Annotated in this window: 27 protein-coding genes; 16 read left to right on the forward strand and 11 right to left on the reverse strand. The window is 63.6% G+C overall.

Features of this window, described 5'->3' with window-relative positions; all coding sequences use genetic code 11:
- Positions 1–47: 47 nt before the first annotated feature.
- The 6 genes from QCE88_RS26805 to leuC form a co-directional block, all read right to left on the reverse strand.
- Positions 48–1,259 (reverse strand): MFS transporter, encoded by a 1,212-nt coding sequence (locus tag QCE88_RS26805; protein ID WP_309907905.1) that lies wholly within the window; start codon positions 1,257–1,259, stop codon positions 48–50.
- A 228-nt stretch (positions 1,260–1,487) separates the two neighbouring features.
- Positions 1,488–2,393 carry an amidohydrolase family protein gene (locus QCE88_RS26810; RefSeq protein WP_309907906.1) on the reverse strand — a complete coding sequence of 302 codons (906 nt, stop codon included), beginning with the start codon at positions 2,391–2,393 and terminating at the stop codon, positions 1,488–1,490.
- Positions 2,368–2,979 carry a nitroreductase gene (locus tag QCE88_RS26815; RefSeq protein ID WP_309907907.1) on the reverse strand — a complete coding sequence of 204 codons (612 nt, stop codon included), beginning with the start codon at positions 2,977–2,979 and terminating at the stop codon, positions 2,368–2,370. Before QCE88_RS26815 ends, QCE88_RS26810 begins: the two co-directional genes overlap by 26 nt.
- A gap of 49 nt (positions 2,980–3,028) precedes the next feature.
- The gene (locus tag QCE88_RS26820; protein WP_309907908.1) at positions 3,029–3,916 is read right to left on the reverse strand and encodes an isocitrate lyase/PEP mutase family protein; all 888 of its coding nucleotides are present in this window, start codon (positions 3,914–3,916) and stop codon (positions 3,029–3,031) included.
- Between the two features lie 222 nt (positions 3,917–4,138).
- Positions 4,139–4,801 (reverse strand): 3-isopropylmalate dehydratase small subunit, encoded by a 663-nt coding sequence (gene leuD / locus QCE88_RS26825; protein WP_309907909.1) that lies wholly within the window; start codon positions 4,799–4,801, stop codon positions 4,139–4,141.
- Positions 4,794–6,212, reverse strand: a complete 1,419-nt coding sequence (gene leuC, locus QCE88_RS26830) for a 3-isopropylmalate dehydratase large subunit (RefSeq protein WP_309907910.1) — start codon at positions 6,210–6,212, stop codon at positions 4,794–4,796. The genes leuD and leuC overlap by 8 nt, the downstream gene beginning before the upstream one ends.
- Before the next feature lie 210 nt (positions 6,213–6,422).
- Between leuC and QCE88_RS26835 the strand changes: the two genes are divergently transcribed.
- A complete protein-coding gene (locus QCE88_RS26835) occupies positions 6,423–7,337 on the forward strand; it encodes a LysR family transcriptional regulator (RefSeq protein WP_309907911.1) in 915 nt (304 codons plus the stop codon).
- Between the two features lie 66 nt (positions 7,338–7,403).
- Here the strand turns inward: QCE88_RS26835 and QCE88_RS26840 are convergent, their stop codons facing one another.
- Entirely contained in the window at positions 7,404–8,366 is a 963-nt protein-coding gene (locus QCE88_RS26840) for an FCD domain-containing protein (protein WP_309907912.1), read from the reverse strand.
- 18 nt (positions 8,367–8,384) lie between these two features.
- Here QCE88_RS26840 and QCE88_RS26845 point away from each other — a divergent pair, with 18 nt between their 5' ends.
- Positions 8,385–8,723, forward strand: coding sequence for a helix-turn-helix domain-containing protein (locus QCE88_RS26845; protein ID WP_309908783.1), 339 nt, complete (start codon positions 8,385–8,387; stop codon positions 8,721–8,723).
- Between the two features lie 425 nt (positions 8,724–9,148).
- On the opposite strand, the gene QCE88_RS26850 is transcribed toward QCE88_RS26845, so the two are convergent.
- Complete coding sequence (locus QCE88_RS26850) at positions 9,149–10,690, reverse strand: carboxyl transferase domain-containing protein (RefSeq protein ID WP_309907913.1); 1,542 nt, start codon at positions 10,688–10,690, stop codon at positions 9,149–9,151.
- 13 nt (positions 10,691–10,703) lie between these two features.
- Entirely contained in the window at positions 10,704–10,925 is a 222-nt protein-coding gene (locus tag QCE88_RS26855; RefSeq protein WP_309907914.1) for an acetyl-CoA carboxylase biotin carboxyl carrier protein subunit, read from the reverse strand.
- 214 nt (positions 10,926–11,139) lie between these two features.
- Here QCE88_RS26855 and QCE88_RS26860 point away from each other — a divergent pair, with 214 nt between their 5' ends.
- From QCE88_RS26860 to QCE88_RS26925, 14 genes are read left to right on the forward strand one after another with little or no spacing between them, the layout of a single operon-like run.
- A complete protein-coding gene (locus QCE88_RS26860) occupies positions 11,140–12,726 on the forward strand; it encodes an FAD-dependent oxidoreductase (protein WP_309907915.1) in 1,587 nt (528 codons plus the stop codon).
- A complete protein-coding gene (locus tag QCE88_RS26865) occupies positions 12,723–13,493 on the forward strand; it encodes an SDR family NAD(P)-dependent oxidoreductase (protein WP_309907916.1) in 771 nt (256 codons plus the stop codon). The genes QCE88_RS26860 and QCE88_RS26865 overlap by 4 nt, the downstream gene beginning before the upstream one ends.
- A 42-nt stretch (positions 13,494–13,535) precedes the next feature.
- On the forward strand, positions 13,536–15,086 hold the full coding sequence (locus QCE88_RS26870; protein ID WP_309907917.1) for an ABC transporter substrate-binding protein: 1,551 nt from the start codon (positions 13,536–13,538) through the stop codon (positions 15,084–15,086).
- A complete protein-coding gene (locus QCE88_RS26875) occupies positions 15,083–16,822 on the forward strand; it encodes an AMP-binding protein (RefSeq protein WP_309907918.1) in 1,740 nt (579 codons plus the stop codon). The genes QCE88_RS26870 and QCE88_RS26875 overlap by 4 nt, the downstream gene beginning before the upstream one ends.
- Positions 16,815–17,732 (forward strand): ABC transporter permease, encoded by a 918-nt coding sequence (locus QCE88_RS26880; RefSeq protein ID WP_309907919.1) that lies wholly within the window; start codon positions 16,815–16,817, stop codon positions 17,730–17,732. Before QCE88_RS26875 ends, QCE88_RS26880 begins: the two co-directional genes overlap by 8 nt.
- Positions 17,725–18,021: a hypothetical protein gene (locus QCE88_RS26885; RefSeq protein ID WP_309907920.1), complete on the forward strand. Its 297-nt coding sequence runs from the start codon at positions 17,725–17,727 to the stop codon at positions 18,019–18,021. The genes QCE88_RS26880 and QCE88_RS26885 overlap by 8 nt, the downstream gene beginning before the upstream one ends.
- A 42-nt stretch (positions 18,022–18,063) precedes the next feature.
- Entirely contained in the window at positions 18,064–18,642 is a 579-nt protein-coding gene (locus QCE88_RS26890) for an ABC transporter permease (protein WP_309907921.1), read from the forward strand.
- Entirely contained in the window at positions 18,639–19,697 is a 1,059-nt protein-coding gene (locus QCE88_RS26895; RefSeq protein WP_309907922.1) for an ABC transporter ATP-binding protein, read from the forward strand. Before QCE88_RS26890 ends, QCE88_RS26895 begins: the two co-directional genes overlap by 4 nt.
- Positions 19,694–20,707: an oligopeptide/dipeptide ABC transporter ATP-binding protein gene (locus tag QCE88_RS26900; RefSeq protein WP_309907923.1), complete on the forward strand. Its 1,014-nt coding sequence runs from the start codon at positions 19,694–19,696 to the stop codon at positions 20,705–20,707. Before QCE88_RS26895 ends, QCE88_RS26900 begins: the two co-directional genes overlap by 4 nt.
- Positions 20,704–21,870, forward strand: a complete 1,167-nt coding sequence (locus QCE88_RS26905) for an acyl-CoA dehydrogenase family protein (RefSeq protein WP_309907924.1) — start codon at positions 20,704–20,706, stop codon at positions 21,868–21,870. Before QCE88_RS26900 ends, QCE88_RS26905 begins: the two co-directional genes overlap by 4 nt.
- Before the next feature lie 57 nt (positions 21,871–21,927).
- Positions 21,928–23,091, forward strand: a complete 1,164-nt coding sequence (locus QCE88_RS26910; protein WP_309907925.1) for an acyl-CoA dehydrogenase family protein — start codon at positions 21,928–21,930, stop codon at positions 23,089–23,091.
- A 10-nt stretch (positions 23,092–23,101) separates the two neighbouring features.
- Entirely contained in the window at positions 23,102–24,259 is a 1,158-nt protein-coding gene (locus QCE88_RS26915) for a thiolase family protein (RefSeq protein WP_309907926.1), read from the forward strand.
- 10 nt (positions 24,260–24,269) lie between these two features.
- Complete coding sequence (locus tag QCE88_RS26920; RefSeq protein WP_309907927.1) at positions 24,270–24,740, forward strand: MaoC family dehydratase N-terminal domain-containing protein; 471 nt, start codon at positions 24,270–24,272, stop codon at positions 24,738–24,740.
- Positions 24,737–25,150 carry a MaoC/PaaZ C-terminal domain-containing protein gene (locus QCE88_RS26925; RefSeq protein ID WP_309907928.1) on the forward strand — a complete coding sequence of 138 codons (414 nt, stop codon included), beginning with the start codon at positions 24,737–24,739 and terminating at the stop codon, positions 25,148–25,150. The genes QCE88_RS26920 and QCE88_RS26925 overlap by 4 nt, the downstream gene beginning before the upstream one ends.
- Here the strand turns inward: QCE88_RS26925 and QCE88_RS26930 are convergent.
- Together QCE88_RS26930 and QCE88_RS26935 are read right to left on the reverse strand one after the other, a co-directional pair.
- Complete coding sequence (locus tag QCE88_RS26930) at positions 25,147–25,953, reverse strand: IclR family transcriptional regulator (RefSeq protein WP_309907929.1); 807 nt, start codon at positions 25,951–25,953, stop codon at positions 25,147–25,149. The two genes, QCE88_RS26925 and QCE88_RS26930, sit on opposite strands and share 4 nt — an antisense overlap.
- 81 nt (positions 25,954–26,034) lie before the next feature.
- Positions 26,035–26,850 (reverse strand): IclR family transcriptional regulator, encoded by an 816-nt coding sequence (locus tag QCE88_RS26935; protein WP_309907930.1) that lies wholly within the window; start codon positions 26,848–26,850, stop codon positions 26,035–26,037.
- Between the last annotated feature and the right edge of the window lie 49 nt (positions 26,851–26,899).

Raw genomic sequence — 26,899 nt, forward strand, 5'->3', positions numbered from 1 at the left:
TGAAACTCGCCAGGCGCCGGTACTGATGAAGCGGCCTGGAAGTGAAATCAACCTGGCGATTTGGTACGCGAAAGCGTGAGAGACAGCAAACCCGACAGCAACAGAATCGCTCCCATTGCCAGGATGCCGGCCTTGAAGGAACCTGTCTCTTCGCGAAGCCATCCCATGATGGATGGCCCGACAAAGCCGCCCAGCGCGCCGACGGAATTAATGAAGGCCAGCCCACCAGCCGCGCCGGCGCCGCTCAGAAAGGTGGCCGGTATCGCCCAGAACATGCCCCGCGCGGACGTGACTCCTACCATCGCCACGGTCAGGCCGATCAAGGCAGGCGTGAACGATTGACCGGACACCGAGAGCAGCAGGCCGGCTACGGCGAATATGCAGGAAGCCGCCAGATTGCCGACCAGCCGGCCGGTGCGATCCGCGTAGCGCGCCCATATCAGCATGCCGACGGCCGCGAAGACATAGGGAACGGTTGACCATAGACCGATTGCCATGATCGACAGCGTGAACTGCCTCAGAATCTGAGGAAGCCAGAGCCCGATACCGTATGCGCCCAGCACGAATCCGAATTGCACGCCGGTGAGTATGATCACTCTGCGATCGAGCAGCGCTTCCCTGATCCCTGTGCGCACCTCGCGCTTTTCCTCGCTCGCAAGCGCGCTCAGCAATGCGCTACGTTCGTCTTCCTGTAGCCAGTGCGCGTCGCTGGGCTTGTCGGTAATGAGGAAGAGCATCACCAGTCCGAGTACGCAGGCCGGCAATCCCTCGACGATGAACATCCATTGCCAGCCCACCAGACCGAAGGCGCCGTGGGTCGACTGCATCAGGTACGCGGAGATGGGTCCTCCGATGACCGAGGAAATGGGCACCGCTGCCGACAGCCACGCCAGCGCGCGTGCTCGATACTGCGCGGGAAACCACACCGACAGCAAATACGCGGCGCCCGGGAAGAAACCCGCCTCGGCCGCGCCAAGTGCAAAGCGCGCAATGTACAAGGATGTGGACCCGGTGACGAAGGCATTGGCGGCGGCAACCAATCCCCACGTGATCATGATGCGCGTCAGCCAGCGACGCGCGCCAAACCGGTAGAGTGCGAGATTGCTCGGCACTTCAAAGAGGCAATAACCGAGAAAAAGAATCCCCGACGCAAGCCCGAACTGCACCGGCGTGATGTTCAGGTCACGGTTCATGCTCAGTGCCGCAAAGCCGATGCAAATGCGATCGAGGTAATTCACCACGAACGCCAGGATCAGCAATGGAACGAAGCGCCAGAAGTTCTTGCGAACGGCTGATCGCACGAGCGCTTCGTGACAATCGATTTCGGAGCGTTGAGTCGCCGAGTCCGAGATGCGAGTTCCCGTCGATTGCATCATGCGCGTTGTCTCCTTGGCTGGACGCCCCGCGAGGTGCGTCGCCAATCTTTATGGAATGTACCGAAGATTTGTCGATGCCTGGCCGAATGTACAGTCGCCCGGCCGAAGCGCCTAAACTGGAAATCCGTAAAGCGCCGCGGGGTTGTCGACCAGTATCCGTACAAAGGTCGACTCGTCGCAACACTGCTTTGCCAGCAATGCGAGAAGCTCGTTTGAATCAATGCAGCGAAAATCGACTTGTTGCGGATCGGCTTGAGGACGCCCTGCGTGTTCGCTCGTATGAGGCCAGTCGGAACCCCAGACGACGCGCGCCGGGTTGGCGGCAATCAGCGCGGCTGCAAGCGAACAGGTTTCATCGAACAACCCGCCATGCTCGACAATCCGATAAGGCGCCGACAGCTTCACCCAGCAGTTTCCGCCCCGCAGCAGGGCTTGCAACGACACGAGATGGCTATCGTCTTGCGGCACACGCATGCCGCCCATGTGATCGATGACCACGGGACATTCCAACGCATGCAATGCTTCGCTCAAGCGCACGATTACCGCCGCTTCCGCATGAAGTTGAAGGTGCCAACCGAGCGGTGCGATACGTTCCGCGACGGCCTTCACTTCAGCCGCAATCGCACCGGCATCGCGTGAACCGACACTCTTCGCATTCAGACGCACGCCGCGAGCGCCCGCCTCATGCAACTCGAGGAGTTCCGCTTCCGTGATGTCGTGCCCGATGCTGACTACGGCGCGCGCATGCTCGCCCATACTCGATACCGACTCGAGCGTGCAGGTGTTGTCGGTGCCATAGCAACTCGGCTGCACGATCACTGCGCGCTCCAGTCCCAGCGCGCCGATGCTCCGGCGCCAGTCCTCGAGCGGGGCCGGTCGAGGAGCATAGCTATGCCCCTCGACTCCCGGAAACCGCGACACGGGACCGAAGACGTGCATGTGGCTGTCGCATGCTCGTGAAGGAACCGCGTAGCCATCGGGCAGACCATGACTAGACAGGGTCTTTGCACCGCTCATTTTCATACTCCGAACGTTGCTGAACTACGTTACCAAGCGTCGAGACCAACGGCTCGGTCGAACGGTGCGGGATGCCGCGTGTCCTGACCGGATGACCGACATACAGGAACGCGACGATATGATCACCCGGCGCCAGCCCGATCGCCGCCTTGAATTGCGAGTCGGTCGTCAGGTGGCCGGTTTTCCACATCGCGCCAAGACCCATTGCATGGGCGACGATCCACATGTTCTGCACGGCGGCGGCAGTGGCCATCACCTGCTCGATCTCGGGAACCTTGATGCCCTCTTCGATCTTCGCGGCGACGATCATGACAAGCGGCGCGCGCAGCGCCTTGCGCCGTTCTCGCTCCAGTGCATCGTCTCCGAGACCGGGGCTGCGGCGGCGCGCGGCTTCCGCAATCAAGTCCCCGAGCACGCGTCGTTCGTCGCCCAGGACCACCGTGATCCGCCACGGACGCAGACTGCCGTGATCGGGCGCCCGGTCCGCTGCGGCAATCAAACGCTGGATCATGCCGCAGTCGGGCTCCGGACCGGACAACTCCAGGGCCGATGTGCGGGACAGGACGGTATCGAGCACGGCGTCCATCGTCGAACCGTCTTCAGTGCGCGGATTCACGGTCATCAGGGGCTCTCGGTTATTGCACTTCGACGGTCTGGCGCTCGATCTCGTAATACTCCTCCAGATCGATACGGTCCTCGATATCCTTGCGGATGCGCACTTCCTGCTCGTGAGTCAGCAGCGTGTGGTGGCCGGTTTCACGCAGTTCCTTCAATGCACGTTGCTGTGCATCGACGGAAACGAGCATCATCAGTTGCGATTCGATGATGCCTGCATAGCCCATTTCCTGGAGCTCGCGACGCGAGAAGATCGGACGCCCATCGCGATTCCCGCGGCTCATCACATACAGCAGCGGAACCTTGCACACGCGCGGCGCACGCTCCGTTTCTTCCGGGGTACGCGGAAACAGCAATCCGAGATCCGCGCCTTCGTCCGCACCCCGGTTGACACGGTCGGCCGCCACATCGAGGCCGAATTCACGGCACGAGTCGGAGCGCGCGATGATCACGAAGTCGGGATCCTGTTCGTCGCGTTCCTTGCACGCATAGCGGATCTTGGTCGCGAACTCTTCCGGCGTCGTTTCGTGAACCTGATACGTGTGGTAATGCGCACGCTTCGGGTAGATCTGATCTTCGATATGGACGCCCGCGATGCCGGCCCGAATGAACTCGCGAACGGTGCGCATGGTGTGCAGAGGCTCGCCAAAGCCCGCGCCTGCATCGACGATCATGGGAATGTCCACGGCGGCGGCAGCGTCCGATGCGAGCTTGATCTGTTCGGTCATCGTCAGCAGAGGTTCCGTGACGGCACGTGCGCCGCCCGTGACATAGCCACCGCAATACAACGCCTCGAATCCCGCGTGTTCAGTGAACTTCGCAGCCAGCGCATCGTAGACGCCGGGCATATGAAGAAAGGTCTTCGACTTGAGCAGGGCACGCAGCTTCGTGGTCTTTTTAACAGTCATGAGTCACTCCTTGGAAAAAGGTTGGTTGGGTTTAATGGCACTATGTCACAGTAAAATGCCATTCTCAACAACGGCGTGCGTGGTATTAACCCTAGGTAAGACGTGGGTCGTTCGGCTCGCCGAGGACGCAGGCGGCCGCGCAACGGGGCCGCGAGGCCGCGTGGCGACAATGACCCGGACTGTTTCTCCGGGCGACGCTGACGGGTGTGAGGGCTCAGCTCTTCATTCGAGCTTCGCAGCACCCATCGAAGCCGACTGCCGCTGTCTTGCGAGATCGACTCGACACCACGGACTTCTTGTCCAGTGACGTTGTTCGAACGCCTCGATGGCCGCGGCTTCTCTTAGCGTCAGGCCGATGACATCCAGTCCTTCGAGCAGCATCTGCTTCTGGCGCGGAGGGAGATCGAATGAATAGCTCTTGCCGGAGGGCGTCTTCACTACCTGTTCATCAATGTCGATGATTAGATTCTTATCGCTGCCCGACTCGACCTCCTTGACCAGATCTTCTATCTGTTCCGGCGCAAGGGTAACGAGCAAGAGCCTGTTGTTCGCCGCATTGAAGTAGAAGATCTCTCCATAGCTTGGAGCGATCACCGCTTCGAAGCCAGCTTGCTGCATGCCCCACACCGCGTGCTCGCGGCTCGAGCCACAGCCGAAATTGGAGCCTGCCAGAAGGATTCTCGCGCCTTGATACGCGGCCTGGTTGAGGACAAAACTTTCCCTGATCTGTCCGCTTGCGTCGAAGCGAAGATCGAACAACAGTCCACGAGCAAGACCTGATTTATCAATGCCAAGGAGGAATTGCTTCGGCATGATCTGGTCCGTGTCCAGGTTATTGACCGGAAGCGGCGCGGCGATGCCCGCAATGATGGGTGACTCACGCATCGACGAACTCCTTCCGCACGTCGACAATGCGACCGGCAATGGCTGCGGCGGCCGCCATCGCAGGGCTCATGAGGTGGGTCTTGCTGTCACGGCCTTGCCGGCCCTCGAAATTGCGGTTCGTCGTCGACGCGCAGCGTTCCCCCGGCGACAAGACGTCATCATTCATGGCAAGACACATCGAGCATCCGGGCTGCCGCCACTCGAAGCCGGCCTCGATCAGCACCTGAGCGATCCCTTCGCGTTCCGCCTGGCTGCGGACGAGGCCCGAACCCGGAACCACCATGGCGCGTACCGTCGGGGCCACCTTTCGGCCACGAACAACCTGCGTGACGGCGCGTAGATCTTCGATTCGCGCGTTAGTGCATGAGCCGATAAAGACTCTGTCGATAGCCAGGCCCTCGACTGACGCCCCTGCTTCCAATCCGATGTAGTCAAGCGCCTTGCGCATCGTCGCAGCGCCGAGTTCGAACCCTTCGGCCGAATCGGGAATCGTGCCGTCGATCGGCATGGCTTGATCGGGACTCGTGCCCCACGTCACGTAAGGCGCTACCTGTGTAGCGTCGAAGCGATGTTCCACTTCGAAAGAGGCATCCGGGTCGGACTTCATTTGCCGCCATTCCTTGCACGCGACATCCAGCAGGGCTGAATCGAGATCCTTGACCCTGCTGGACACGTAGTCGATCGTTGTCAGGTCCGGCGCGACGAGTGCCGCGCGAGCGCCCGCTTCGACCGTCATGTTGCACAACGTCATGCGCGCCTCGGCAGACAGGTTATCGATGGCTTCGCCCTGGTATTCGACGGCGAAACCACGGGCGCCCTGGGCGCCAATACGAGAAATGATGTGCAGCACGAGGTCTTTTGACGTCGTTCCGGAAGGAAGCTTTCCATCGACGACGATTTTCATGTTCTTCGCCACGCGATAAACCAAGGTCTGCGTAGCCAGTACGTGTTCCACTTCGGACGTCCCGATTCCGAAGCCGAGCGCACCCAGTGCGCCATAGGTCGTCGTATGGCTATCTCCGCAGAGCACCACCATGCCAGGACGTATCAGGCCAAGCTCCGGCGCAATGACGTGCTCGATGCCCTGCATCGGATCATCGACATCGAAGAGATGAATACCCTGCTCCATGCAGTTCTTCGTGAAGTTAGCGGCCTGTTTTCCCGCGTCGACGATTTCGATAGTGCGGGCATGAATCGGCACCGGGTGCGTTGGAATGACGTGGTCGACGACACCCATTTGCTGGCGAGGGCGCCGGACCTGCAATCCCTTCTCCCGCAGCCCGGCGAACGCCTGGGGACTGGTGTACTCGTTCATGATGTGCAGATCGGCGTATAGAAGAACATGCTCTCCGTCGATCCTTGATACGGTATGCGTATCAACGAGCTTCTGATAAAGGGTGCGCGATTGCATGGCCGGCCATTTGAATGAGAGAGCGGGACGAGGAGCAGATGACGCTCGGCTCCGCCGTCGACGGTTGCAACGTGAAAGCGGACATCGGCAAGAGGTCTTCTGCTTTCTTCTGGCCAGTCTAATTCATGCTCGGAGTGATATGGTTTCCACAAAAGCAATCTTGTCGTAACCTGTAGGACCGAATGAACGAATAAGCGCCCCCATCTCTCAATGGACTCTTTCTCCGATCTCGAACTGTTCACCCTGGTCGCCAGGCACCGAAATCTGGCGGCCGTGGCGCGCGAGCTGGGCGTGACCCCGCCCGCCATCAGCAAAAGGCTCGCAGCATTGGAGCGGCGACTTGGCATAAGGCTATCGAATCGAACGACACGGCGCCTGACTCTGACTCCCGAAGGTGAACTGTATTTGACCCATGGTTCACGTATCCTCGATGACCTCTCGGAGCTTGAGCAAATGGTCGGTCGCAGCCAGGGCGCGCCAACCGGCTTGTTGCGCGTGAATGCTTCTTTCGGCTTTGGACGAACGCATCTTGTCCCCGCAGTATCAAACTTTGCGTCGCGCTATCCGGCCATGCGCATTCAGCTTCATTTGACCGACAAGCCGTTGAGTCTTCAGGAGGAGGGATTTGATGTCGGAATCCGCTTCGGACAGGTTCCGGATGCTCGCATCAACGCTCGGCTTTTGGTGAGCAACAGAAGGCTTGTTTGCGCCGCCCCTGACTACTTGAAGCGGCATGGAGAGCCATCCGTACCGCATGACCTCATACGGCACGCATGCCTTGTTCTGAGAGAAAACGAGTCCGCCTACGGAACGTGGCATTTTTCCCGGGGACGTCATAGCGAGAGCGTCAAGGTAGACGGCGCGCTATCGAGCAACGACGGAAGCGCGGTTCTTCAGTGGGCGCTCGACGGCCAGGGCATCACGGTGCGTTCGGAATGGGAAGTCAGATCTCTGATCAAACGCGGGAAGCTGGTCGCGCTGCTGCGCGAATGGACATTACCCAACGCAGATATTCACGCAACCTACCTTGAGCGAAATCGACTCTCGGCGAAACTGCGTACGTTCATTGATTATCTGGGCGACTACTTGCCCGCCAAGGTAGGCGCGGCGGCTGGGTCACGCTGAGCGTTTCCGGACCGCAGCCGAAGAGTGCAATGTGCAGGGCGGGAATGTTTCGTCTCGGGTCTGCCCCTACTCCGACCGCGGCACCGTCTCCCTTTCATCCGCCTCGAACCAGTTCGGATTGCGCGCCGCGATGGGTCCGAGCGTCACCAGGATCTCCCTCAGATGCGCGCGCATGGCCTGCTCGGCAGCATCCGGATTGTGCGACCGCAACGCGGCAAAAATCTTCGCGTGCTGCCTGATGAGATGATCCAGCGGCGAATCGTCCGGCAGACTCAGATAACGCACGCGATCCATCTGCGCCTTGATGTCCTGAATCGTCTCCCACGCGGCGCCGCAATCGATGGTCTGCGCAATCGTGAAATGGAACGCCTCATCGAGCGCCAGAAAAGCGGCCGTGTCATTTGCCTTGGCGGCGACCTTCTGATCGCGCAGATTGTTGGCCAACAACTTGAGCTGTTCGTCGGTGATATGTACAGCGGCCTTGCGCGCGACCGCGGTTTCAATCGCCTCGCGAATAAAGCGCCCTTCGCGCACGCGCCGCGGTGAAATACGCTTCACGAACGTGCCGCGTTGCGGCAGCACCTGAAGCACGCCCGCCTCCACCAGCTTGATAAACGCTTCGCGCACCGGCTGGCGCGAGACATGAAACATGTCGGAGACCTCCTTCTCCGACAGCGGCGTGCCGGGCATCATCTCACCCACGAAGATCGCCTGGCGCAGCGCGCGATAGATCTGCCGCGTAATGGGCTCGGGCGAATCCACCGACACTTGCGCGCGCAGGGACATGTGATGCGCTTCGGTCAGGTACGTCGGGAACCATGAGAGGAAGAAGAACAGCACATAGTTGTAGGAGAAGAAAGCGAACGCGGTGGCGAGGATGATCGGCTGGCGCAGATAGAAGCCCAGACGCGCGCCGCCCTGCCCGGTCTGCTCCTTCGATTCACCAGGGGCCTGCCCCGTCACGATCAGCTCGAGCTCGTCCTTCGACACGCGCCGGTTCTGTTGCGGATGCTCGGATAGGTATCCCATGTCAAGGACACTTGCGTGATGCAGGAATCGGGCAACCTGGATGAGAGGCGGCTGCAGAAGGCGCTTCAAGCGCTTTCAAACCGTCACAGGCTGACGATACTCATGTGGCTCTCCGAGCCTACGAAACATTTCCCGCCGCAACGGGACGGTGATCTCGTGAAAGACGGGGTCTGCGTGGGGTTCATCACCGAGAAGATCGGCTTGAGCCAGCCTACCGTGACCACGCATATGCAGGCGCTGGCGAAAGCAGACCTGGTGACGTCGAAGAAGATCAAGAACTGGGTGTATTACAAGCCGAATCGAGTCATGATCGACCGGCTGCTCGGAGAACTGGATCGCACGCTACGTCGTGCGTGAGCGCTTTCGGCAGAGCTTGGACGTCAAAAATCACTCTGATCCAGCCTCGGTTCGAAGGCCTGGATTCGCGTCCCGAATCGAGCAAGTCTGCTGGTCTGTCAACGCCGGAACGCTTGTCGTCATGGCGCTCGACCGTTGACGATGTGGACAAGCAGGACTTTGGTCACCTCACAACAAGCGCGGCCGCTATGACAAAGCCGCCCAGCGCGCACGGCGCTGGCGAACAATGTTCTTAGAGTCACCTGACCCGGCCGCAGGAACGTAGTACCGACTCTCGCGCTTACTCTCGCTTCGAAAGCTGGAGTTCATTTTCCGGCGATTGTGGTTCGATACTTGTTCGCGAGACCCCTCGCCGCGCATCCGTGAAGGCAGCGGGAAAATCGCCAACCACGCCCCTGATTTTTGCGCTCCCCCGGCCGAGCGCTTCAGGCATCCACGCGATGCTTGAACCCCGTCCTGCGTTTTTGCGCGACCCGCTCCAACGTCTGCACAATGACGCGACGCGTTTCAGCCGGATCGATGACATCGTCGATCAATCCAAGCGCAGCTGCTTCGTAGGCACTCGATTGCGCGTCTATCGTCGCCGCGATCTCGGCGCGTCGCGCGTCCGGATCCGCCGCCGCAGCGATCTCGCGGCCGTGCATCAGTTCCACCACTGCCTCGGGCCCCATCACATCGAAATGCGCGCCGGGCCAGGCGACGATCGCATCGGGTCCACTCGCGCGTCCACCCAGTGCGAGATAAGCCAGTCCGATCGCCTTGCGAGCGACGATCGTGATTTTCGGCACCGATGCGCCATAAACCGAATTCAACAACCGGCTGGCGAGCGACACCATGCCCTCCTTCTCGATCTCCGGTCCGACCAGAAAACCCGGCGCATCCGCGATAAAAACGAGCGGCACATGAAACGCATCGCAGAGGTCGACGAACTTGCGCATCTTTCGCGCGTTGCGCTGGTCGAGCACGCCCGCGCGCATCATCGGGTTGGAAGCCACCACGCCCACCGAATGCCCGTCGATGCGGGCGAGCGCCGTCGTCACGCCGGGGCCGAAGCGGGCGCCGTACTCGAAGAACACGCCGCCGTCCGTGAGCAGCGCCAGCACCTTGCGCATGTCGTAAGCCTGGCGACGTGAATCGGGAATCAACGCGCGCAGCCGGGCAGCGCCCGCTTCGCTGTCGACCGCGGCCGCTTGCGACGGCATTCGGGGCGGAAGCTCGTCACAGTTAGAGGGCAAGTACGACAGAAACGCGCGGATCGCTGCGAGCGTATCGGCCTCCGTTTCGCCCATGTGATCGGCCTGACCTGTCACGGCGGTGCTCATCTGCGCACCGCCGATGTCTTCCCGCTCGACCTCGGTGCCGATCCCGACCTTGACCACCAGCGGACCGGACATGCCCATGAAGCCCGTTCCCTTCACGATGCTCGTGAAGTCAGACTGGCATGCGGTGAACGATGGGCCGCCAAAGGCCGGTCCCATGACGGCGGCGATCTGCGGCACCCGTCCCGAGAGCCTGAAGTGTTCGGCAAAGCGCGTCCCCATTCCGGCGGCCGCCGCGCCGAAGGTCTCCTGCACGCGCGCCGCGCCCGCTTCCATCAGGGCGATGAAGGGCTTGCCATGATCGAGCGCGGCCATCCGCACGCGGCTGATCTTCAACTCGCCGACGCGTCCCCGAGTGCCGGCAAGCACACCGGGATCGTCGGCGGCGACGTAGACGATGCGGCCATCGATCGTCCCGAATCCAGTCACGACGCCATCGGCCGGCGTTCGTTCGCGCAGCGATGGATGCGCACTGTGCGCATGAATTCCGAGCTCCTGAAAACTGTCCGGATCGAGCAGCAGCGCCAGACGCTCACGCGCTCCGAGCTTGCCCTGCGCATGCAACTTCTGTTGCACCGCGTCTCCTGACGATTGCGCGATGACGCGTACGCGCCGCGCCTTCAGGTCGTCGATATGGTGCTGGTCCATGGCGTGTTTTGCGTCAGGCTTCAATGACCGCGAGCGGGTCGCCCTCGTTCACCATGTCGCCGACGGCGACATAGACCGTCTTCACGACCCCACCGTGGGGCGCGCTGACCGGTATTTCCATTTTCATCGATTCGAGCACCAGGACGGCGGTATCGGGTTCGACTCGCGTCCCTGCCGTCGCGACGATCTCGCAAACGACTCCGGTGAGTTCGGCTTTCAGGATGTGCGCGCTCATGAATGGTTTCGTGATGTTGAGTGGGCGGCGAATGCACGGATAGTACGCCTCTTTTCTTCACGACTGACGTGCATTCCAAATGGCGGACTTTACACCGACGCTGCCGTATACGCTCATTTTCTCAGGAATAACCTAACAACAAACGAGAATATGCGATTAGACACGGGTTGACTAAACTTCTCCCCGTTGAATATAGAACACATAATTCCAAATCATGGACATTCCACTTTCCGCGGCCCAGTACGACGACGTGTATGACGTCGTCGTCGTGGGCTACGGCGCCGCCGGCGCCGTGGCGGCCATCGAGGCTGCGGATGCGGGTGCGCGGGTGTTGCTGGTCGAGAAGATGCGCTCGCCGGGCGGCATCACGCTGGTGTCCGCAGGCGGCGTGCGGATCGCGTTCGACCGCGACGCAGCCTGGCAATATCTGAACGAGACATGCGGCCAGCGCACCCCGGCAGCGGTGCTGGACGCACTGGCGGATGGCATGGTCGCGTTACCCGACTACCTGCGCACGCTGGCCCTTACCGACGACGCAGGCATCACGGTCAGCCGCGCGCCCGGCAACTATCCATGGCGCGGCTACGATGCACTCGGCTACGCGAGCGTCGCGCATATCCCCGGCTTCGACGTCGATACGCCCTATCTGGCAGCCCGTCCTTTCTGCGGCGGCTGCCTGCTGTTCCGCCTGCTTGCCGATAACGTCGAGCGAGCCGGTGTGACGGTCTGGCTGGACAGCCCGGTCGAACGTCTCATCGTCGATGCACGGGGCGCCGTGACGGGGGTGCAGGTGCGCCGCAACGCTTCAGACCCGCAGACGGACTCGCCCTCGCTGGCCGTGGCCGCGACGCGCGGTGTGATCCTCGCATGCGGCGGTTTCGAAAGCGACGCTCGCCAGCTGCGCGACAGCGCGCAATCACAGGCGCTGAAAAGCGGCAGCTTCCGCGGCAATACCGGCGACGGCATCCGTATGGCGCAACGCGCGGGCGCGGCCCTCTGGCATATGTGGCATCTGCACGGACCTTATGGTTTCCGTCATCCGGACCCGGACTATCCGTTCGGCATCTACGTCAAGCAGTTGCCGATGTGGACCCCCGGCCATGAGACGCCCGCGTTGCCGAAGATGGCGTGGATCGTCGTCGATCAACTCGGCGCACGTTACGCCAACGAGTATCCGCCGTACCTGTCGGATACCGCCGTACGGCAGTTCGATCACTTCGACGCCGACCGCGCCCGCCACACCCGACTGCCGTCGTTTCTGCTGTTCGACGAAGCGGGCCGCACGCTCTATCCGATGGGTCGCTCGATCACCAACGACGAAGAGGCGCACTACGCGTGGAGCGCCGATAACCTGGCGGAAGTCGCGAACGGCATCCTCGTGCGCGCGGACACGCTCGACGAACTGGCGCGCGCCCTCGATCTCGATCCGCGCGCGCTCCGGGCCACCGTCGAGAGATGGAACGCCGGGTGCGCCGCCGGTCGCGACGACGATTTCGGCCGTCGCCCCGAAACGATGATGCCGCTCTCCACGCCGCCTTTCTACGGCGCCCGCCTCTGGCCGATCGTCATCAACACGCAGGGCGGCCCGGTGCACGACGCCGAACAGCGCGTGCTCGATCCCTACGACACGCCCATCCCGAACCTGTATGCGGCGGGCGAGCTCGGCAGTGTGTTCGGACACGTCTATATGGCAGGCGGCAATCTCGCCGAATGCATCGTGGGCGGCAGGACCGCGGCGCGCAGCGCGCTCGGCCTGTCCGCCGTCTGGCGCGCTCCGGCGCCGTGTGAGGAGACCCCATGAAACGGTTCGAAGAACAGGTCGTGCTGGTGACCGGCGGCGCGCGTGGCATCGGCTATGCGATCGCCGAAAAATTCGCCCGCGAAGGCGCGAGCGTCGTGCTGAGCGATGTGGATGGCGCCACTGTCGGCGAAGCAGCCACGCAGCTTGCGGCGACCACCGGCGCGCGTGTCGGGCATTTCGTATGCGACGTAGGCGACGAAGCGCAGGTCGAGCAGTTCATCGCCGACGTACTGGCGTCGTTCGGACATATCGACGTACTCGTCAACAACGCCGGCGTCACGCGTGACAACCTGCTCTTCAAGATGAGCGCGGAAGACTGGGACATGGTGATGCACGTCCACTTGCGCGGCACCTTCCTGTGCACCCGTGCCGTTCAGCGCCATATGGTCGAACGCCGGCGCGGAAAGATCGTGAACCTGTCGTCGACGTCGGCGCTCGGCAATCGCGGGCAGGCGAACTACTCGACAGCGAAAGCCGGGCTCCAGGCCTTCACCCGTACGGCGGCAATCGAACTCGGGCCCTACAACATCAACGTCAACGCGATCGCGCCAGGTTTCATCGATACCGAGATGACCCGCAAGACCGCGATGCGGCGCGGCATCGATCCCGAGGAATACAAGGCGATGCGCGCCAAGTCGATTCCACTCGGACGGGTCGGCCAACCGGCCGACATTGCGAATGTCGCGGCGTTTCTGTGCAGCGAAGACGCCTCGTTCGTATCCGGCCAGATCATCTATGTAAAAGGCGGTCCCGAAACGCTGCGCTAGTCGCGGCACGGGAACCGGGAAACAGGAAACGGGGAAACCACCATGAATTTTCGAGCATCACTCGTAAGCGCCGGACGGATTGCGCTCATCGCAAGTGCGGGCTTCCTGGCGAGCGTGCCGGCCTGGGCGATCAACGGCAAGCCCGCGGTCGACCGCGATACGGTCGTCGTCGCGATCGGCAAGGACATCGGCAATCTGGACGGCCAGGTCGCCGCCAGCGGCGATTCGCAACGCTACGCTTTCCAGCTGTACGACTCGCTGTACGGCTTCGACATCCGCGGCAATCTGGAGCCACACGTTGCGACCGGCTACAAGATCAGCGACGACGGTCTCACGTACACGTTCGCGTTGCGCAATGACGTGACCTTTCACAACGGCGCGAAACTCACGGCCGAGGATGTCAGATTCTCGATGGAACGGATTCTCGATCCGGCCACGAAGAGCACGCGCCGGCCCTACTTCGTCGATCTGATCCAGAGCGTGGAGACGCAGGGCGACCACACGGTCGTATTCAAGCTCAAGCGGCCCGACGGTGCATTCCTCAACAAGATCGCGGGCTATCTGTTGCTGGTGCCCAAAGCCTATGTGCAATCGCTGCCGAATGCCGATGCATTTGCCCGCGCCCCCGTCAGTTGCGGTCCCTATCGTTTTGTGAGTCAGAGCGTCGGCCGCTCGGTCGAACTCGCGCGCTACGACGGGTATTACGGCAAGAAACCGGGCGTCAAGCGGCTGGTCTTTCGCTACATTCCCGAAGCGTCGAGCCGGGTCAACGCGCTCCTGACCGGAGAAGTCGATCTGGCCGACTACATCGCCCCGTCCGACGTTGCGCGCGTGAAAGCCACGGCCGGCCTCACGGTGCAGTCGGTGCCGGTCGGCAGTCCGCTGACGGTGCGGCTCTATACCAATGTCGCCGGTACACCGCTCGCGAAACGCGAGGTGCGCCTTGCGCTCAACTACGCGATCGATTCGAACGCAATCATCAACGACGTGATGCACGGGGTTGGCGCGCCGCTCGCCTCGTACGTCTCGACCAGCTATCCATACGGATCGGACAAGACGCTCAAGCCGTACGGCTACGATCCCGCCAAGGCGAAACAACTGCTTGCCCAGGCCGGTTATGCCAATGGCTTCAAGACCGATCTCTGGTGCTCGAACGACAACCCCAAGGAACTCTGCGAGGCGATCGCTGCTTACTGGAGCGCGGTGGGCGTGCAGGCGAACATCAAGGTCATCGACTATGCCGCGTGGAGCCGGCTGAACAATACGCACAAGAGCGGGCCGGCCACCATCATGCAGTTCTCCAACGCGATCTACGACCCGATTCATCCGCTCTCGGGCGCCGCGACGAAAAACGGCACGTGGTCCGACTACGACAATCCGGCGGTGGACAAGCTGATTGCTCAGGTCGAGCCGGAAACGGATCGCTCCAAACGTGGGGAGCTTTTCCGGAAGATCGGCCAGGTTCTGCACGACGATGGCCAGGCCGTGCTGATTACCGAGCTTTACTACACCTTCGCGCATGATTCGAGTCTGCAGTGGCAACCGCAGATCGGCTCGGGTTACTACAACTTTCGGAGCATCAGCTGGAAATGAGCGAGCACGATGATGGCGCCGTCTGGCTGCAACGGCGTTTTGCGGATCTGCTGCATGACGTCCGGGAGCGCCATGGCGAGCGCGAGGCGCTGGTCGACGGGGAGCGTCGCCTTACCTACGCGCAACTGGTCGCACGTGTGCACGCGTTTGCACGGGGACTGCTCGACGCGGGTATCGGACACGGCGATCGCGTCGCGCTGTGGATGTCCGACAGCACCGAATGGATGATCGCCCGCTGGGCCGTGCCATCGATCGGCGCGATTCTCGTGCCGGTCAACACGCGCTTTCGCGCCGCCGACGTGCGTTACGTGCTGGAGCAGTCCGAGACGCAGTGCCTGATCTTCGAGCGCGGTGCGCAAGGCGTGAGCTACGTTGACATCCTGCGGCAGATCGCCGGCGATCTCGACGCAAGCAAACCGCACGCGTGGCGGCTCGACGCGCTGCCCGCACTGCGCACCGTCATCGGCGTGAGCGCGGCGGAAAACGCGGACGGCACAGCGCATGACACGCTCGCCGCGTTTCCCTCCGGCGTCACGCCGTTCGAGGCGATCGAGGCACGCGGCGCGCAACGGCTCGCCGACGGCGCGCTCGAACACGCATTCGACGCGGTGGCCAGCACCGATGTCGCGCAGATTCTCTATACCTCCGGCACGACGTCGTTTCCGAAAGGCGCAATGGTCTGCCACGGTCCGCTGCTGCGCAACAACTACAGCACCCTTGCGCGCATGAAGCTCACGCAGGCGGACCGCTACCTGTCATCCGTCCCGCTGTTCAGTGCGACGGGAACGGGCTACACCCTGTCGATGACGCTTGCCGGCGGTGCGATCGTGCTGATGAAGCGTTTCGCGCCGCGCGATTTCTGCGCCACCGTCGAGCGCGAGCGCATTACCTTGAGTTTCTTCGTCGATGCCATCGTGCGGGACCTGAAAGCCTTCGACGACCGGTCCCGTTACGACCTGTCGAGCCTGCGCACGGGAACCGGCGCCCCGCTGTCGAGTGACGCCTTCCTGTTCGCCTCTCACGAACTGGGCATCCGGCAGCTGATCGGCGTATTCGGCATGTCCGAGACCACCAACGCGATCGCGCGGTGCGATTGCAGCGAGCCGCTCGACATACGGTCGAGCACCAATGGCCGCGCGGTGCCCGGTGCGACGCTCGAGATCGTCGACCTCGACACCGGCGAGACCGTGCCGCCCAACACGATCGGCGAGTTGCGCGTGTCGGGCTTCATGCTGATGCAGGGCTACTACCGCATGCCTGAGGAGACCGCGCAGGCGTTCGACGACGCGGGCCGTCTGCGCACCGGCGATCTGGGCGAACTGACCGAGTCGGGCCACTTCATCTATCGCGGCCGCGTCAAGGACATGATCAAGCCAGGCGGCTTCAACGTGTCGACCCAGGAGATCGAAGCGTTCCTGCGCACCTTCGACGGCGTGCAGGAAGCGGCGGTGGTGGGCGTGCCCGATGCGCGTCTCGGCGAAGTCGGCTATGCGTTCCTGCAGACGCACGGCAACCGCCCGCTCGATACGCAGGCGCTGCTCGCATATTGTCGCGTGCACATCGCCAGTTTCAAGGTGCCGCGTCACATCGAGTTCGTCACCGACTGGCCCCGCACGGGCAGCGAAAAGATCCGCAAGACCGAGCTGAGGGTGCGCGCGACGGCCAGCCTCGCGGCGCGTTCGCAGCTCATCCCGCCTCCGGCGAGCCTGCACGGCCAGGAGGACGGGGATGCTTAGGTTTCTCGGACGGCGGTTTGCTCAATCGGTTGCAACCGTATTGCTGGTGACGGTGGTGATCTTCATCATCGTGCGTCTGATCGGCGATCCGACGCACCTGATGCTGCCGCCCGAAGCCACCGATGCGGACCGTGCGCTGTTGCGTCACGAGATGGGCCTCGATCAGCCGGTCGTGTTGCAGTACCTGCACTATCTCGGACAACTCGTGCAGGGTCATCTCGGCTCGTCGTACCGCTTCGCCCGCCCCGCCCTCGACGTGGTGCTCGGCGCGATCGGCCCGACACTGATCCTGACGGCTGCGTCACTGGCCTTGTCGATCCTGGTCGGCGTGCCGCTCGGCGTGTTGTCGGCCATGCGCCCCGGCTCGTTCGTCGACCAGTGCGGCAAGGTCATCGCCGTGATCGGCCAGACCGCGCCGCCGTTCTTTTTCGCGCTGATCTTCATCCGGATCCTGTCGGTGCAGTGGCACTGGTTTCCGACCGGCGGCTACGGCAGCGTGTCGCATCTGATGCTGCCCGCGCTCACGCTCGGCTGGTATTCGACCGCGGGCATCCTGCGCCTGACGCGCTCCAGCATGACGGACGTGCTCGCGTCCGAGTACATCAAGCTGGCGCGGATCAAGGGCGTACCGGAGCGGGTGATCGTCTGGCGTCATGCGTTGCGCAATGCGCTGCTGCCCGTCATTACCTTCATGTCCTTGCAGTTCGGGATTCTGATGGGCGGAGCGGTTTCGGTGGAATTCGTGTTCGCCTGGCCCGGTATTGGCCGGCTCATTCTCGAATCCATCTCCAATCTCGACTACGCGGTCGTGCAGGCCGCCGTCACGGTAACCGCGCTGACCTTCACGCTGGTCAACCTCCTGGTGGACATCTTGTACGCCGTGCTCGATCCGAGAATCCGCTATGCCTGAATCCTTCGAACGGCGCGCCGTTCCAACGGTCACGCGGCGCGCCGCCGAACCGACCTTGCGGCCACCTGAAAAATTGCGTCCCACCCGCGCCCGCGTGGCGGCACAGCTGCAACTCCAGGCTGCGGCGGTAGTACTCGCGATCATCGTGCTGGCCGCGATCTTCGCGCCGCTCGTCGCACCGTACGATCCGGTCACGATAGCCTTGCGCAGCACGCTGAAAGCGCCTTCGCTCGCTCACTGGTTCGGCACGGACTCGCTCGGCCGCGATCTGTTTTCGCGCGCGCTCTAGGGCGCGCGCGTCTCCCTTGCGATCGCGGGGCTCGCCGTCATCGTGGCAGGCATCGGCGGCAGTCTGCTCGGCATTAGCGCAGGCTACCTCGGCGGCGCCACCGACGCCGTAGTGATGCGTCTGGCCGACATTCAGCTCGCACTGCCCGCGCTGATTCTGGCGCTCGTGCTGGTTGGCGCGATCGGCGCAGGCATCGGCAATCTCGTGCTGGTGCTGAGTCTCGCGAACTGGGCGCGCTTCGCACGCGTCGTGCGCAGCGAGGCCTTGTCGCTGCGCGAGCGCGAGTTCGTCCTGCTGGCGCGCCTCGCCGGCGCAAGCCGACTGCGGGTGATCGTGCGGCACATCGCACCGAATGTCGCGAGCACGTTCATCGTGCTCGCGACGCTCGACGTCGGCGCGCTGATCGTGCTCGAAGCGACCCTCAGTTTCGTCGGACTCGGCGTGCAGCCCCCCACTCCCTCATGGGGCAGCATGATGGCCGACGGCCGCGGCTATCTGGAGAACGCATGGTGGATCTGTGTGATGCCCGGCGCACTGTTGATGCTGACCGTGCTCTCGGTGAACCTGCTCGGCGACGCGCTGCGCGACCGGCTCAATCCTTCGTTGGCGGGGCGGTGGTGAAGCCGGTCGAACCTATTGTTCCACTCGTGCCGGTCGCACCGGTTCTCGAAGTGCAAGGCCTGACGACCTGGCTGCGCACGCCGCGCGGCATCGTCACCGCGGTCGACAACGTCAGCCTTTCGGTCGCACCCGGCCGCGCGCTGGCGATCGTCGGCGAGTCCGGGTCGGGCAAGAGCATGACCTGCCTGTCGATGCTGGGTCTGCTGCCGTCGAACGGCCAGGTAGCCGCCGGTGAAGTGCGCTTCAAGGGCCGCAATCTGCTCGCGCTTTCACGTGAAGACATGGCGCGCGTGCGCGGCCGCGAAATCGGCATGATCCTGCAGGATGCGATGACCTCGCTCAATCCGCTGATGACCATCGGAAGTCAGGTAGCCGAGGTATTCCGCTATCAGCAAGGTATCCGGGATCGTGCCGAACTGCGGCGCAAGACCATCGACGTGTTGACGCGGGCGCGTATCCCCGCCGCGCAGGACCGTCTCGACAGCTATCCGTTCCAGTTCAGCGGCGGCATGCGGCAGCGCGTCTCGATCGCCATGAACATTGCGTGCGAACCGGATCTGCTGATCTGCGACGAGCCCACCACCGCGCTCGACGTGACCGTACAGACGCAGATCATCGGGCTGCTCGATACCCTGCGGCGCGAGCGCAACATGGCGATCGTCTTCATCACACACGATCTGCACCTTGCTTCGCAGTTTTGCGACGACGTGGCGATCATGTACGCGGGCCGGATTGTCGAAGCGGGCCCGGTGGACCGGGTGTTCGCGAAGCCGGTCCACCCCTACACCGAAGGCTTGCTGCGCGCGGTGCCGACGCTCGGCGCAACCGGCGAACGGTTGGCGACGATCGCGGGGCAGCCGCCCGTGCTCTCCGATCTGCCGGCGGGCTGCCGATTCGCGCCGCGCTGTGCATACGCGAGCGCACTCTGCCACGAGCGCTATCCCGACTGGTACGAGTGGAACGAAGGCGCAGACAGTGTCGACCCCCGCGGCGAACGGCGTGTGGCCTGTCACGCAACCGAAGCGCGCCTGCAGGCGGCATGGAGCGCGTCATGAGTCAATCAAAGAGTCAGTCAACGAGCACGCCACCGACGGCTTTCCTGCAAGTGGAAGGCTTCAGCAAAGCCTATCCGGTGCGACGCGGCCTGTTCGGCCGAACCCGTCTGCTGCATGCCGCACGCGACATTTCATTCGAGGTCGAGACCGGAACCACCTTCGGCCTCGTCGGCGAGTCCGGCTCGGGCAAGAGCACCATCGCCCGCGCGTTGATGCTTGCCGAAACGCCGACGAGCGGCACCCTGCGCGTCGGCGGCGCCGATCTCGTCCATCTCCGCCCCGCGCAAAAGCATGCGATCCATCGCCAGTTGCAGCCCGTGCTGCAGGATCCATTCAGCGCGCTGAATCCACGCATGCGGATCGGCCAGATCGTCGACGAGCCGATGCGCATCCACCGGCTCTATCGTGACAGCCGTGCACGGCAAGCACGCGTGGCCGAGTTGCTCGAGTGGGTCGGCCTGCCGCCCGATGCGGCGACCCGCTATCCGCACGAACTGAGCGGCGGACAGCGCCAGCGCGTGGCGATCGCGCGCGCGCTTGGCCTCGAACCGCGATGCCTGATCCTCGACGAGCCGGTGTCGGCGCTCGATGTGTCGATCCAGGCGCAGATCCTCAACCTGCTGAAGGATCTGCAGGCGCGGCTCGGTCTCACCTATCTGCTCATCACGCACGACCTCGCGGTAGTCGACTACATGAGCGCGCGCATCGGCGTGCTGTATCTCGGCCAGTTCATGGAGATCGGCGCGCGCGAACGCGTCACCGGCGCGCCGCTGCACCCGTACACCCAAGCCCTGCTCGCGTCGATCGACGGGCGCGGCGGTGCCGCCGAGGCGCGCATCGACGGCGAGATTCCCTCGCCGCTCGACCCGCCTGCGGGCTGTCCGTTTCATCCACGCTGTCCCCACGCGCAGCAGCGTTGCCGCTCGGAACGTCCGTTGTTGCGCCCGTTCGGCGGCGACCAGTGGGTCGCCTGCCATTTCGCCGACACGCTTTCGAGAGATGCCTCATGACCCTGACCGCCCACGAGACCCTCCAGACGCCTCTGCTCCAGCAGCTCGACGAACTCGCGCGAACCCGTTTCGCGCCCCGCGAGCGGGCTTTTCATGAAGAAGTCGGACTCCCGGCGGAAAACCTCGACGAACTGTTCGCGCTTGGTTTGCTCACCGCCACCGTCCGCCGTGAACACGGCGGCCTCGGCAGCAACGTGACTTCGGGCGATCCCGCGACCTTTCTGCAGGCGATCCGCACTGTCGCCCGTGTGTCGCCGGGCACCGCCCATTGCCTGCAGGTGCAAAACCATGTCGCGTGGGCCATCGACGCGCTCGGTACCGACGCGCAGCGCGAGCGCTTCATTGCGCCGATGTTGAAGCGCCGCTCGGTCAGCTCGTTCGTCGGCAGCGAGGCGGGACGCAAGCAGATGTATGTGCTTCAGACCATGGCCAGACGCGTGGACGGCGGCTACGTCGTCAACGGCCACAAGAACTATGCGACCAACGGTTACGAAGATGGCGTGGCGATCGTCTTCGCGACGGTCGAAGGCGAAACCGATCCGTCAAAGAGCCACCTGATGGTGATCGTCGAGCCGGGCATGCCGGGGCTGCGCGTCAACCATGACTGGTATCGTCCGACCGGCATGCGCGTGGCGCCGAGCCCGGAAATCTACCTCGACAATGTGTTCATCCCGGACCTCAACGTGCTCGGCGAACCCGGCGCCTATCCGCGCGGACGCTGGCAGGGGCGCTTTCACCTTGGCTTTACTGCGAACTACCTCGGCATGGCCGAGGGCGCCTATGCGTGGGTGCTGCAGAGTTTGCGCGAACGCGGCCGCGGCAAGGATCCGTTCGTGCAGTTGCGAGTAGGCGAAGCGCACACGCTGCTGCACGGCGCGCGCTGCGCATTCGAACACGCGATCGATACCTGGCGCACGGCGTCCGTCGTGGAGGCGGAACTGACATCGATGCAGGCCAAGTCGATCTGCGCGCAGGCGGCGCTCACGCTCTCCGACACGCTGATCATGCTCGCCGGCTCCACCGCGCTGTTCGACGAATTCCCGCTCGGCCGCATGTTGCGCGATCTCGACACGCACATCCTGCACGTCGGGCACGACAAGACGGCGCAGATCATCGGCGCCGCGCAACTCGGCGAGAGCTTCGACTCGACCCTGCAGCGCTAGACATAACAACACAAGCACGCTTCCCCTGACCTTTTCGACCTTGATGGAGCCCCGGCCATGGATTTTCAGTTGAGCGCACAACAGCGCGAGTTGATCGACGCGACACGGCGTGTCTGCGAAGGCAAACTGCGCGCCCTTGCACAGGAGGCGGACACGCCCGAGCGCGTCGCCAGCCTGCGCCGTGACATGGCGCATCAGGGGCTGCTCGGTCTGAACATGCCGCAGCAATACGGCGGCGTAGGATTGCCGTTGCTCGACACCCTGCTGCTGATCCAGATCATCCAGTCGGTCGATGCGAAGCTCGGCGGCCTCACGCATCGCACGTCGACCGGCGCCGTCGGCGCGGTGCTCGAACTCGGCACGGATGCACAGCGCGAGCAATTCGTCGGCGGCGTAGCGCGCGGCGAGATCGGCATCAGCATCGGCATCACCGAGCCGGACGCCGGTTCGGCGGCCACGGCGATGACCACGCGGGCCCGCATCGACGGCGACCAGGTCGTGCTGAACGGACAGAAGATCTTCATCAGCGCGGTGAAGGACAACCATTACACGCTGGTCTATTGCCGCTTCGGCAATACCGGGCGCGCGAGCGATATCGGCGCGGTGCTGGTGCCGCACGACGCCCCCGGCTTTGCGTGCAGCTCGGGCACGCTCAACATGGCGGGCGAGCGCCAGTACGAACTCTTCTTCTCCGACTGCCGCGTACCACGCGCCAACGTGCTCGCCGAAGGCAGCGCGTTCGCCAAGCTGATCAGCGTCTATAACGCAGAGCGGCTCGGCAGCATTGCGCGGATGCTCGGCTCGGCACAGGCCGCCTACGAATATGCACTCGGCTATGCGAAGGAGCGCAAGCAGTTCGGGCGGGAACTCGCGGACTTCCAGGGCATGCAATGGATGCTCGCCGAGATGAAGGTCAAGCTCGAGGCCGCCCAGTTGCTCACATGGCGCGCGGCATCGAACGCCAATGCCGGCCTGCCGTCGCCCCTGGAAACCTCGGTGGCGAAGGTGTATGTGGCTCAGGCGGCCAAGGAAATCTGCGACGACGCGATCCAGGTCCTGGGCGGCTACGGCTATATGACCGAGTACCCCGTCGAGGCGCGCTACCGCGAAGTGCGCGGCGGGTCCATCTACGGCGGCACGATGCAGATCCACAAGAACATGATCGCCAGTCACATCCTCGGCCGCAAATTGAGCCAGTGGCCCACCGGCACCAAGGAATAGGAGCGTCACGATGACTGGCCACGACAACGAACCGGTGATCGTCGATGCGCTGCGCACCGCGGTCGGGCGGCGCAATGGCGCGCTCGCGGAGCAACACGCGGCGGACCTGCTCGGCAAGGTGCTGGCGGCGCTCGTCGAGCGCAACGGCCTGCCGCGCGAACGAATCGACGATGTAGTCGCGGGGTGCGCGACGCAGGTCGGCGAGCAGGCGGGCAATGTCGCCCGCACCGCGCTGTTGATGGCCGACTTCCCGGTCACCGTGCCGGGCATGACGGTGCAGCGCGCCTGTGGGTCGTCGCAGCAAGCGGTGCATATCGCGCACAACCTGATCGCCACCGGTACCTGCGACGTAGTGCTCGCCGGCGGAGTTGAACTGATGTCGCGCACGGCGGGCGCCAATGACGACACGCGCTACGGCCGACGCCATCCGCCCGAACTGGTTGAACGTTTTTCCATGCCGTCGATGGGCATTGCCGCCGAGCGCATCGCCGCGCACTGGGACCTGTCGCGCGAATCGCTGGATGCGCTGGCCTTGCGCAGTCACCAGCTTGCCGCGCAAGCAAGCGACGCGGGCTATTTCGATGGGCAGATTCTGTCCGTCGACTTGCCCGACGGGCGTCTCTTCACCCGCGACGAAGGCATCCGGTACGACACGTCGGCCGAACGGCTCGCTTCCCTGAAAGCGGCCTTTCAGGAGGGCGGCCGCGTGACAGCCGGCAACGCGAGCCAGGTTTCCGATGGCGCCGCCGCGCTTCTCCTGATGTCGCGCGCAGCGGCTGCGCTTTCGGGTCTGAAGCCGCGCGCGCGGGTCGTCGCGCAACGTGTGGTCGGCGTAGCGCCCGATCTGATGCTGACGGGGCCGATTCCGGCCACGCAGCAGATTCTGGCGCGCGCAGGTCTGACGGTTGACGATATCGACCTGTTCGAAATCAACGAAGCATTTGCATCGGTGCTCGGTGCGTGGCTGGCCGAAACCCGCGTGCCGCTGGAGCGCGTGAATGTCTGCGGCGGCGCGATCGCGATCGGGCATCCGCTCGGTTCGTCGGGTGCCCGGCTGTTCACCATCGTGCTCAACGAACTGGAACGCCGGCGCGGACGCTACGCGCTGGTGTCGATGTGCTGCGGCGGCGGGCTCGGTACGGCGACGATCATCGAACGGCTCGACTGACGGAGGACGCATGAGCGAGATCGACCGGGCGTTCGTTGGAACATGGAGCGAGCCCTTTCATGTGGACATCGAGGCGGGCGCGATACGCAAGTTTGCCCGCGCCATCGGCGACGCCAACCCGCTCTTTCATGACGCCGCATTCGCACGCACCCACGGCTATCCGGACGTGGTCGCGCCGCCTACCTTTCCCACCTGTTTTCGCGCACCCGCCGCGCTGCCGTGGATCGCGCCGCTCGATTTCCGCAGGATCGTCGCCGGCGAGATTCGCTTCGACTACACGCAGCCGCTCGTGGCCGGTCTGCGGCTCGAATGCCGCACGCAACTCGTCGCCGTCGACGAACGCAATGGCAGCAAGGGAACCATGCAGATCCTGCGCCAGTCGATGACCTGCACAAGCGCCGATGGCATTGCGCTCGCCGTGGTTCACCGCAGCACGATCTACCGGTCCGCCGAGCAGGTGGCGCGCGGGAGTCTCGCATGACGTCGACGACACTGACACAGGCGAGCGTCGGCGACCGCTTCGAACTCGTCAAGCCGGCGTTGACCACGGAGCAACTGGTTCGCTACGCGGGCGCATCCGACGACTACAACCGCATTCATTACGACCTGCCCTACGCGCAAGCGGCCGGACTCGGCGGTGTCATTGCGCATGGCATGCTGACCATGGGCTTCATGGCGCAGGCGATCACCGACTGGACGGGACCCGCTGCGTTCGTGCAGCAGATCGAGGCGCGCTTCGCCCGCCCCGTGCGGCCTGGCGATATCGTGTCGATATCGGTCGAGATCGAAGCGCGCGACAGCGACACGTGGCGCTGCATCCTGAGGGCCTCGGTAGGCGAGCATCTTGTCGCGAGCGGTCACGCCGTGGTGCGGCGGGCCCAAGCGCGCTAGTCCCGGCTTTCGGCCGGCACATCGCGCCGACGCTCGATCGCCCGAACCTCGTTGGCGAGCATCTGAGCGAGCCCTGCCCGACGCTCCAGCGTGAAACGCGATGACACGCCGCCGATGGTGATCGCCGCGAACGGAGCGCCTTCGGGACGCCGCAACGCGACGCTGATGGCGCTCACGCCCGCGGTCGTATCGCCGTCCACCAGCGCATAGCCGGTCGCCCGTGACGCGTCCAGCAAGCTGCGCACGGCCTGCTCCGACATGTTGTGGTATTCGGGCAAGCGCGCGGCGTTGATGGCGAGGACAGCGTCGACCTCGTGTTCCGGCATGGTGAGCAACAAGGCGAGACTGGCTGCACCCACGCCAAGCGGGCGGCGCTGGCCGACGGCCAGCGTGTTGGCCTTGATCGGGTACGTGCCCTCGATCATGTCGAGACACACCATGTCCAGACCGCTGCGGACCATCAGGAAAATCGAGTCCACAGTGCGCCGGGCCAGTTGAACAAGCGTTGGCGCGCACAGTTGACGAAGCGACTCATGGGGACGCACACCGATGCCGAATTCGTATACGAGATGACCCAGGTGATAGCGGCGCGTGGCGGCGTCTCGTCGCGCCAGGCCCTCGGCGACGAGCGCGTTCAGCAGTCGATGTGCCGTCGGATGTTCCAGCTCGAGAGCGACCACGATATCCATGAGCCGCGCGCCTTCATGTTCACGTGCCGCGACCTCGCGCAGCACCGCGAACGCACGCTGGATGCCTTGAGCGCCAGGGACGGCGCGCGAATCCTTGGTCGTTTTATCGTTCATGTGCCGCGAATGAAGAATGGAGAGAAGCGCTTTGCGAGACGCGGCACGCGTGCGGCGAACGATTGGGCGGCGCACATGGCATCAGGAATCACGCGCATTCCAGAAAGGCGCGACGGCCGCCGCTGCAGGGGCGAACGCTTCCACCTCTTTTCGCAACGATTGCGCGAGTGCCTCACGGCGCTCGCCCTGCATGCGGGAAGATATCGCTGCAATGCTGACGGCCGCGTAAGGCTGGCTACCCGGCTGGGCGATCACCATGCCGATGGCGCTCACGCCGGGCAACACATCTTCGTCGTTGACGGCATAACCCTGCGCCCGCGAGCGCTCGATCGCCGCACGCAGACGTGCGGGCGTTTGCGCGCCGAAGCGGGCGAAGCGTGCCGCGTTGACCTCGATGATATGGTCGATCTCCGCGTCGTCGAAAGTCATCAATAGCGCGAGGCTACCCGCGCCGACTCCAAGCGGACGGCGTCCGCCGCCTACGAGCGTCGTGGTGCGGATCGGAAAGGATCCTTCCATATGGCTCAGGCAGACAATGTCGAAACCGCTGCGCACCACCAGGTAGATGGAATCGCCAGTCTCGCTTGCGAGCCTCGCAAGCAGAGGCGCGCAGATATCGCGGAGATGAAAACGAGGAGACACGCACAGGCCGAGTTCGTAGACTTGAGCGCCCAGGTGGTAGCGCTGGGTGTCCGCATCCTGACGCAGAAGGCCTTCGTTCAATAGCGCCTTCAGAATTCGGTGGGCGGTGGGTCGCTCGAGCGTCAGCGCATCCGCGATATCGACCAGCCGTGCACCCTGTCGCTCGCGAGTCGAGACTTCGCGCAGTATCTGCACAGCTCGATGAAGACCCTGTGCGCCGGATGCGGAGGAAGAAGCGTTCGAAATGCGGCTCATGCAGCGTGGAAACAGAGTGGCGAGGCAACGGGGCGCGATACCGTCCAAT

Origin of the sequence: Caballeronia sp. LZ035 (assembly GCF_031451175.1) — a bacterium.
Classification (GTDB): domain Bacteria; phylum Pseudomonadota; class Gammaproteobacteria; order Burkholderiales; family Burkholderiaceae; genus Caballeronia.

Bases quoted from the DNA above. Each gene is read 5' to 3' on its own strand.
- QCE88_RS26930 (WP_309907929.1), bottom strand. From the start codon at position 25,953: ATGAACGATAAAACGACCAAGGATTCGCGCGCCGTCCCTGGCGCTCAA.
- QCE88_RS26935 (WP_309907930.1), bottom strand. From the start codon at position 26,850: ATGAGCCGCATTTCGAACGCTTCTTCCTCCGCATCCGGCGCACAGGGT.
- QCE88_RS26845 (WP_309908783.1), top strand. From the start codon at position 8,385: ATGCAGGAATCGGGCAACCTGGATGAGAGGCGGCTGCAGAAGGCGCTT.
- QCE88_RS26925 (WP_309907928.1), top strand. From the start codon at position 24,737: ATGACGTCGACGACACTGACACAGGCGAGCGTCGGCGACCGCTTCGAA.
- QCE88_RS26815 (WP_309907907.1), bottom strand. From the start codon at position 2,979: ATGGACGCCGTGCTCGATACCGTCCTGTCCCGCACATCGGCCCTGGAG.
- QCE88_RS26835 (WP_309907911.1), top strand. From the start codon at position 6,423: ATGGACTCTTTCTCCGATCTCGAACTGTTCACCCTGGTCGCCAGGCAC.
- QCE88_RS26880 (WP_309907919.1), top strand. From the start codon at position 16,815: ATGCTTAGGTTTCTCGGACGGCGGTTTGCTCAATCGGTTGCAACCGTA.
- QCE88_RS26915 (WP_309907926.1), top strand. From the start codon at position 23,102: ATGACTGGCCACGACAACGAACCGGTGATCGTCGATGCGCTGCGCACC.
- QCE88_RS26865 (WP_309907916.1), top strand. From the start codon at position 12,723: ATGAAACGGTTCGAAGAACAGGTCGTGCTGGTGACCGGCGGCGCGCGT.
- QCE88_RS26840 (WP_309907912.1), bottom strand. From the start codon at position 8,366: ATGGGATACCTATCCGAGCATCCGCAACAGAACCGGCGCGTGTCGAAG.
- QCE88_RS26905 (WP_309907924.1), top strand. From the start codon at position 20,704: ATGACCCTGACCGCCCACGAGACCCTCCAGACGCCTCTGCTCCAGCAG.
- QCE88_RS26875 (WP_309907918.1), top strand. From the start codon at position 15,083: ATGAGCGAGCACGATGATGGCGCCGTCTGGCTGCAACGGCGTTTTGCG.
- QCE88_RS26820 (WP_309907908.1), bottom strand. From the start codon at position 3,916: ATGACTGTTAAAAAGACCACGAAGCTGCGTGCCCTGCTCAAGTCGAAG.
- QCE88_RS26850 (WP_309907913.1), bottom strand. From the start codon at position 10,690: ATGGACCAGCACCATATCGACGACCTGAAGGCGCGGCGCGTACGCGTC.
- QCE88_RS26920 (WP_309907927.1), top strand. From the start codon at position 24,270: ATGAGCGAGATCGACCGGGCGTTCGTTGGAACATGGAGCGAGCCCTTT.
- QCE88_RS26910 (WP_309907925.1), top strand. From the start codon at position 21,928: ATGGATTTTCAGTTGAGCGCACAACAGCGCGAGTTGATCGACGCGACA.
- leuD (WP_309907909.1), bottom strand. From the start codon at position 4,801: ATGCGTGAGTCACCCATCATTGCGGGCATCGCCGCGCCGCTTCCGGTC.
- QCE88_RS26810 (WP_309907906.1), bottom strand. From the start codon at position 2,393: ATGAGCGGTGCAAAGACCCTGTCTAGTCATGGTCTGCCCGATGGCTAC.
- QCE88_RS26885 (WP_309907920.1), top strand. From the start codon at position 17,725: ATGCCTGAATCCTTCGAACGGCGCGCCGTTCCAACGGTCACGCGGCGC.
- QCE88_RS26870 (WP_309907917.1), top strand. From the start codon at position 13,536: ATGAATTTTCGAGCATCACTCGTAAGCGCCGGACGGATTGCGCTCATC.
- leuC (WP_309907910.1), bottom strand. From the start codon at position 6,212: ATGCAATCGCGCACCCTTTATCAGAAGCTCGTTGATACGCATACCGTA.
- QCE88_RS26860 (WP_309907915.1), top strand. From the start codon at position 11,140: ATGGACATTCCACTTTCCGCGGCCCAGTACGACGACGTGTATGACGTC.
- QCE88_RS26900 (WP_309907923.1), top strand. From the start codon at position 19,694: ATGAGTCAATCAAAGAGTCAGTCAACGAGCACGCCACCGACGGCTTTC.
- QCE88_RS26855 (WP_309907914.1), bottom strand. From the start codon at position 10,925: ATGAGCGCGCACATCCTGAAAGCCGAACTCACCGGAGTCGTTTGCGAG.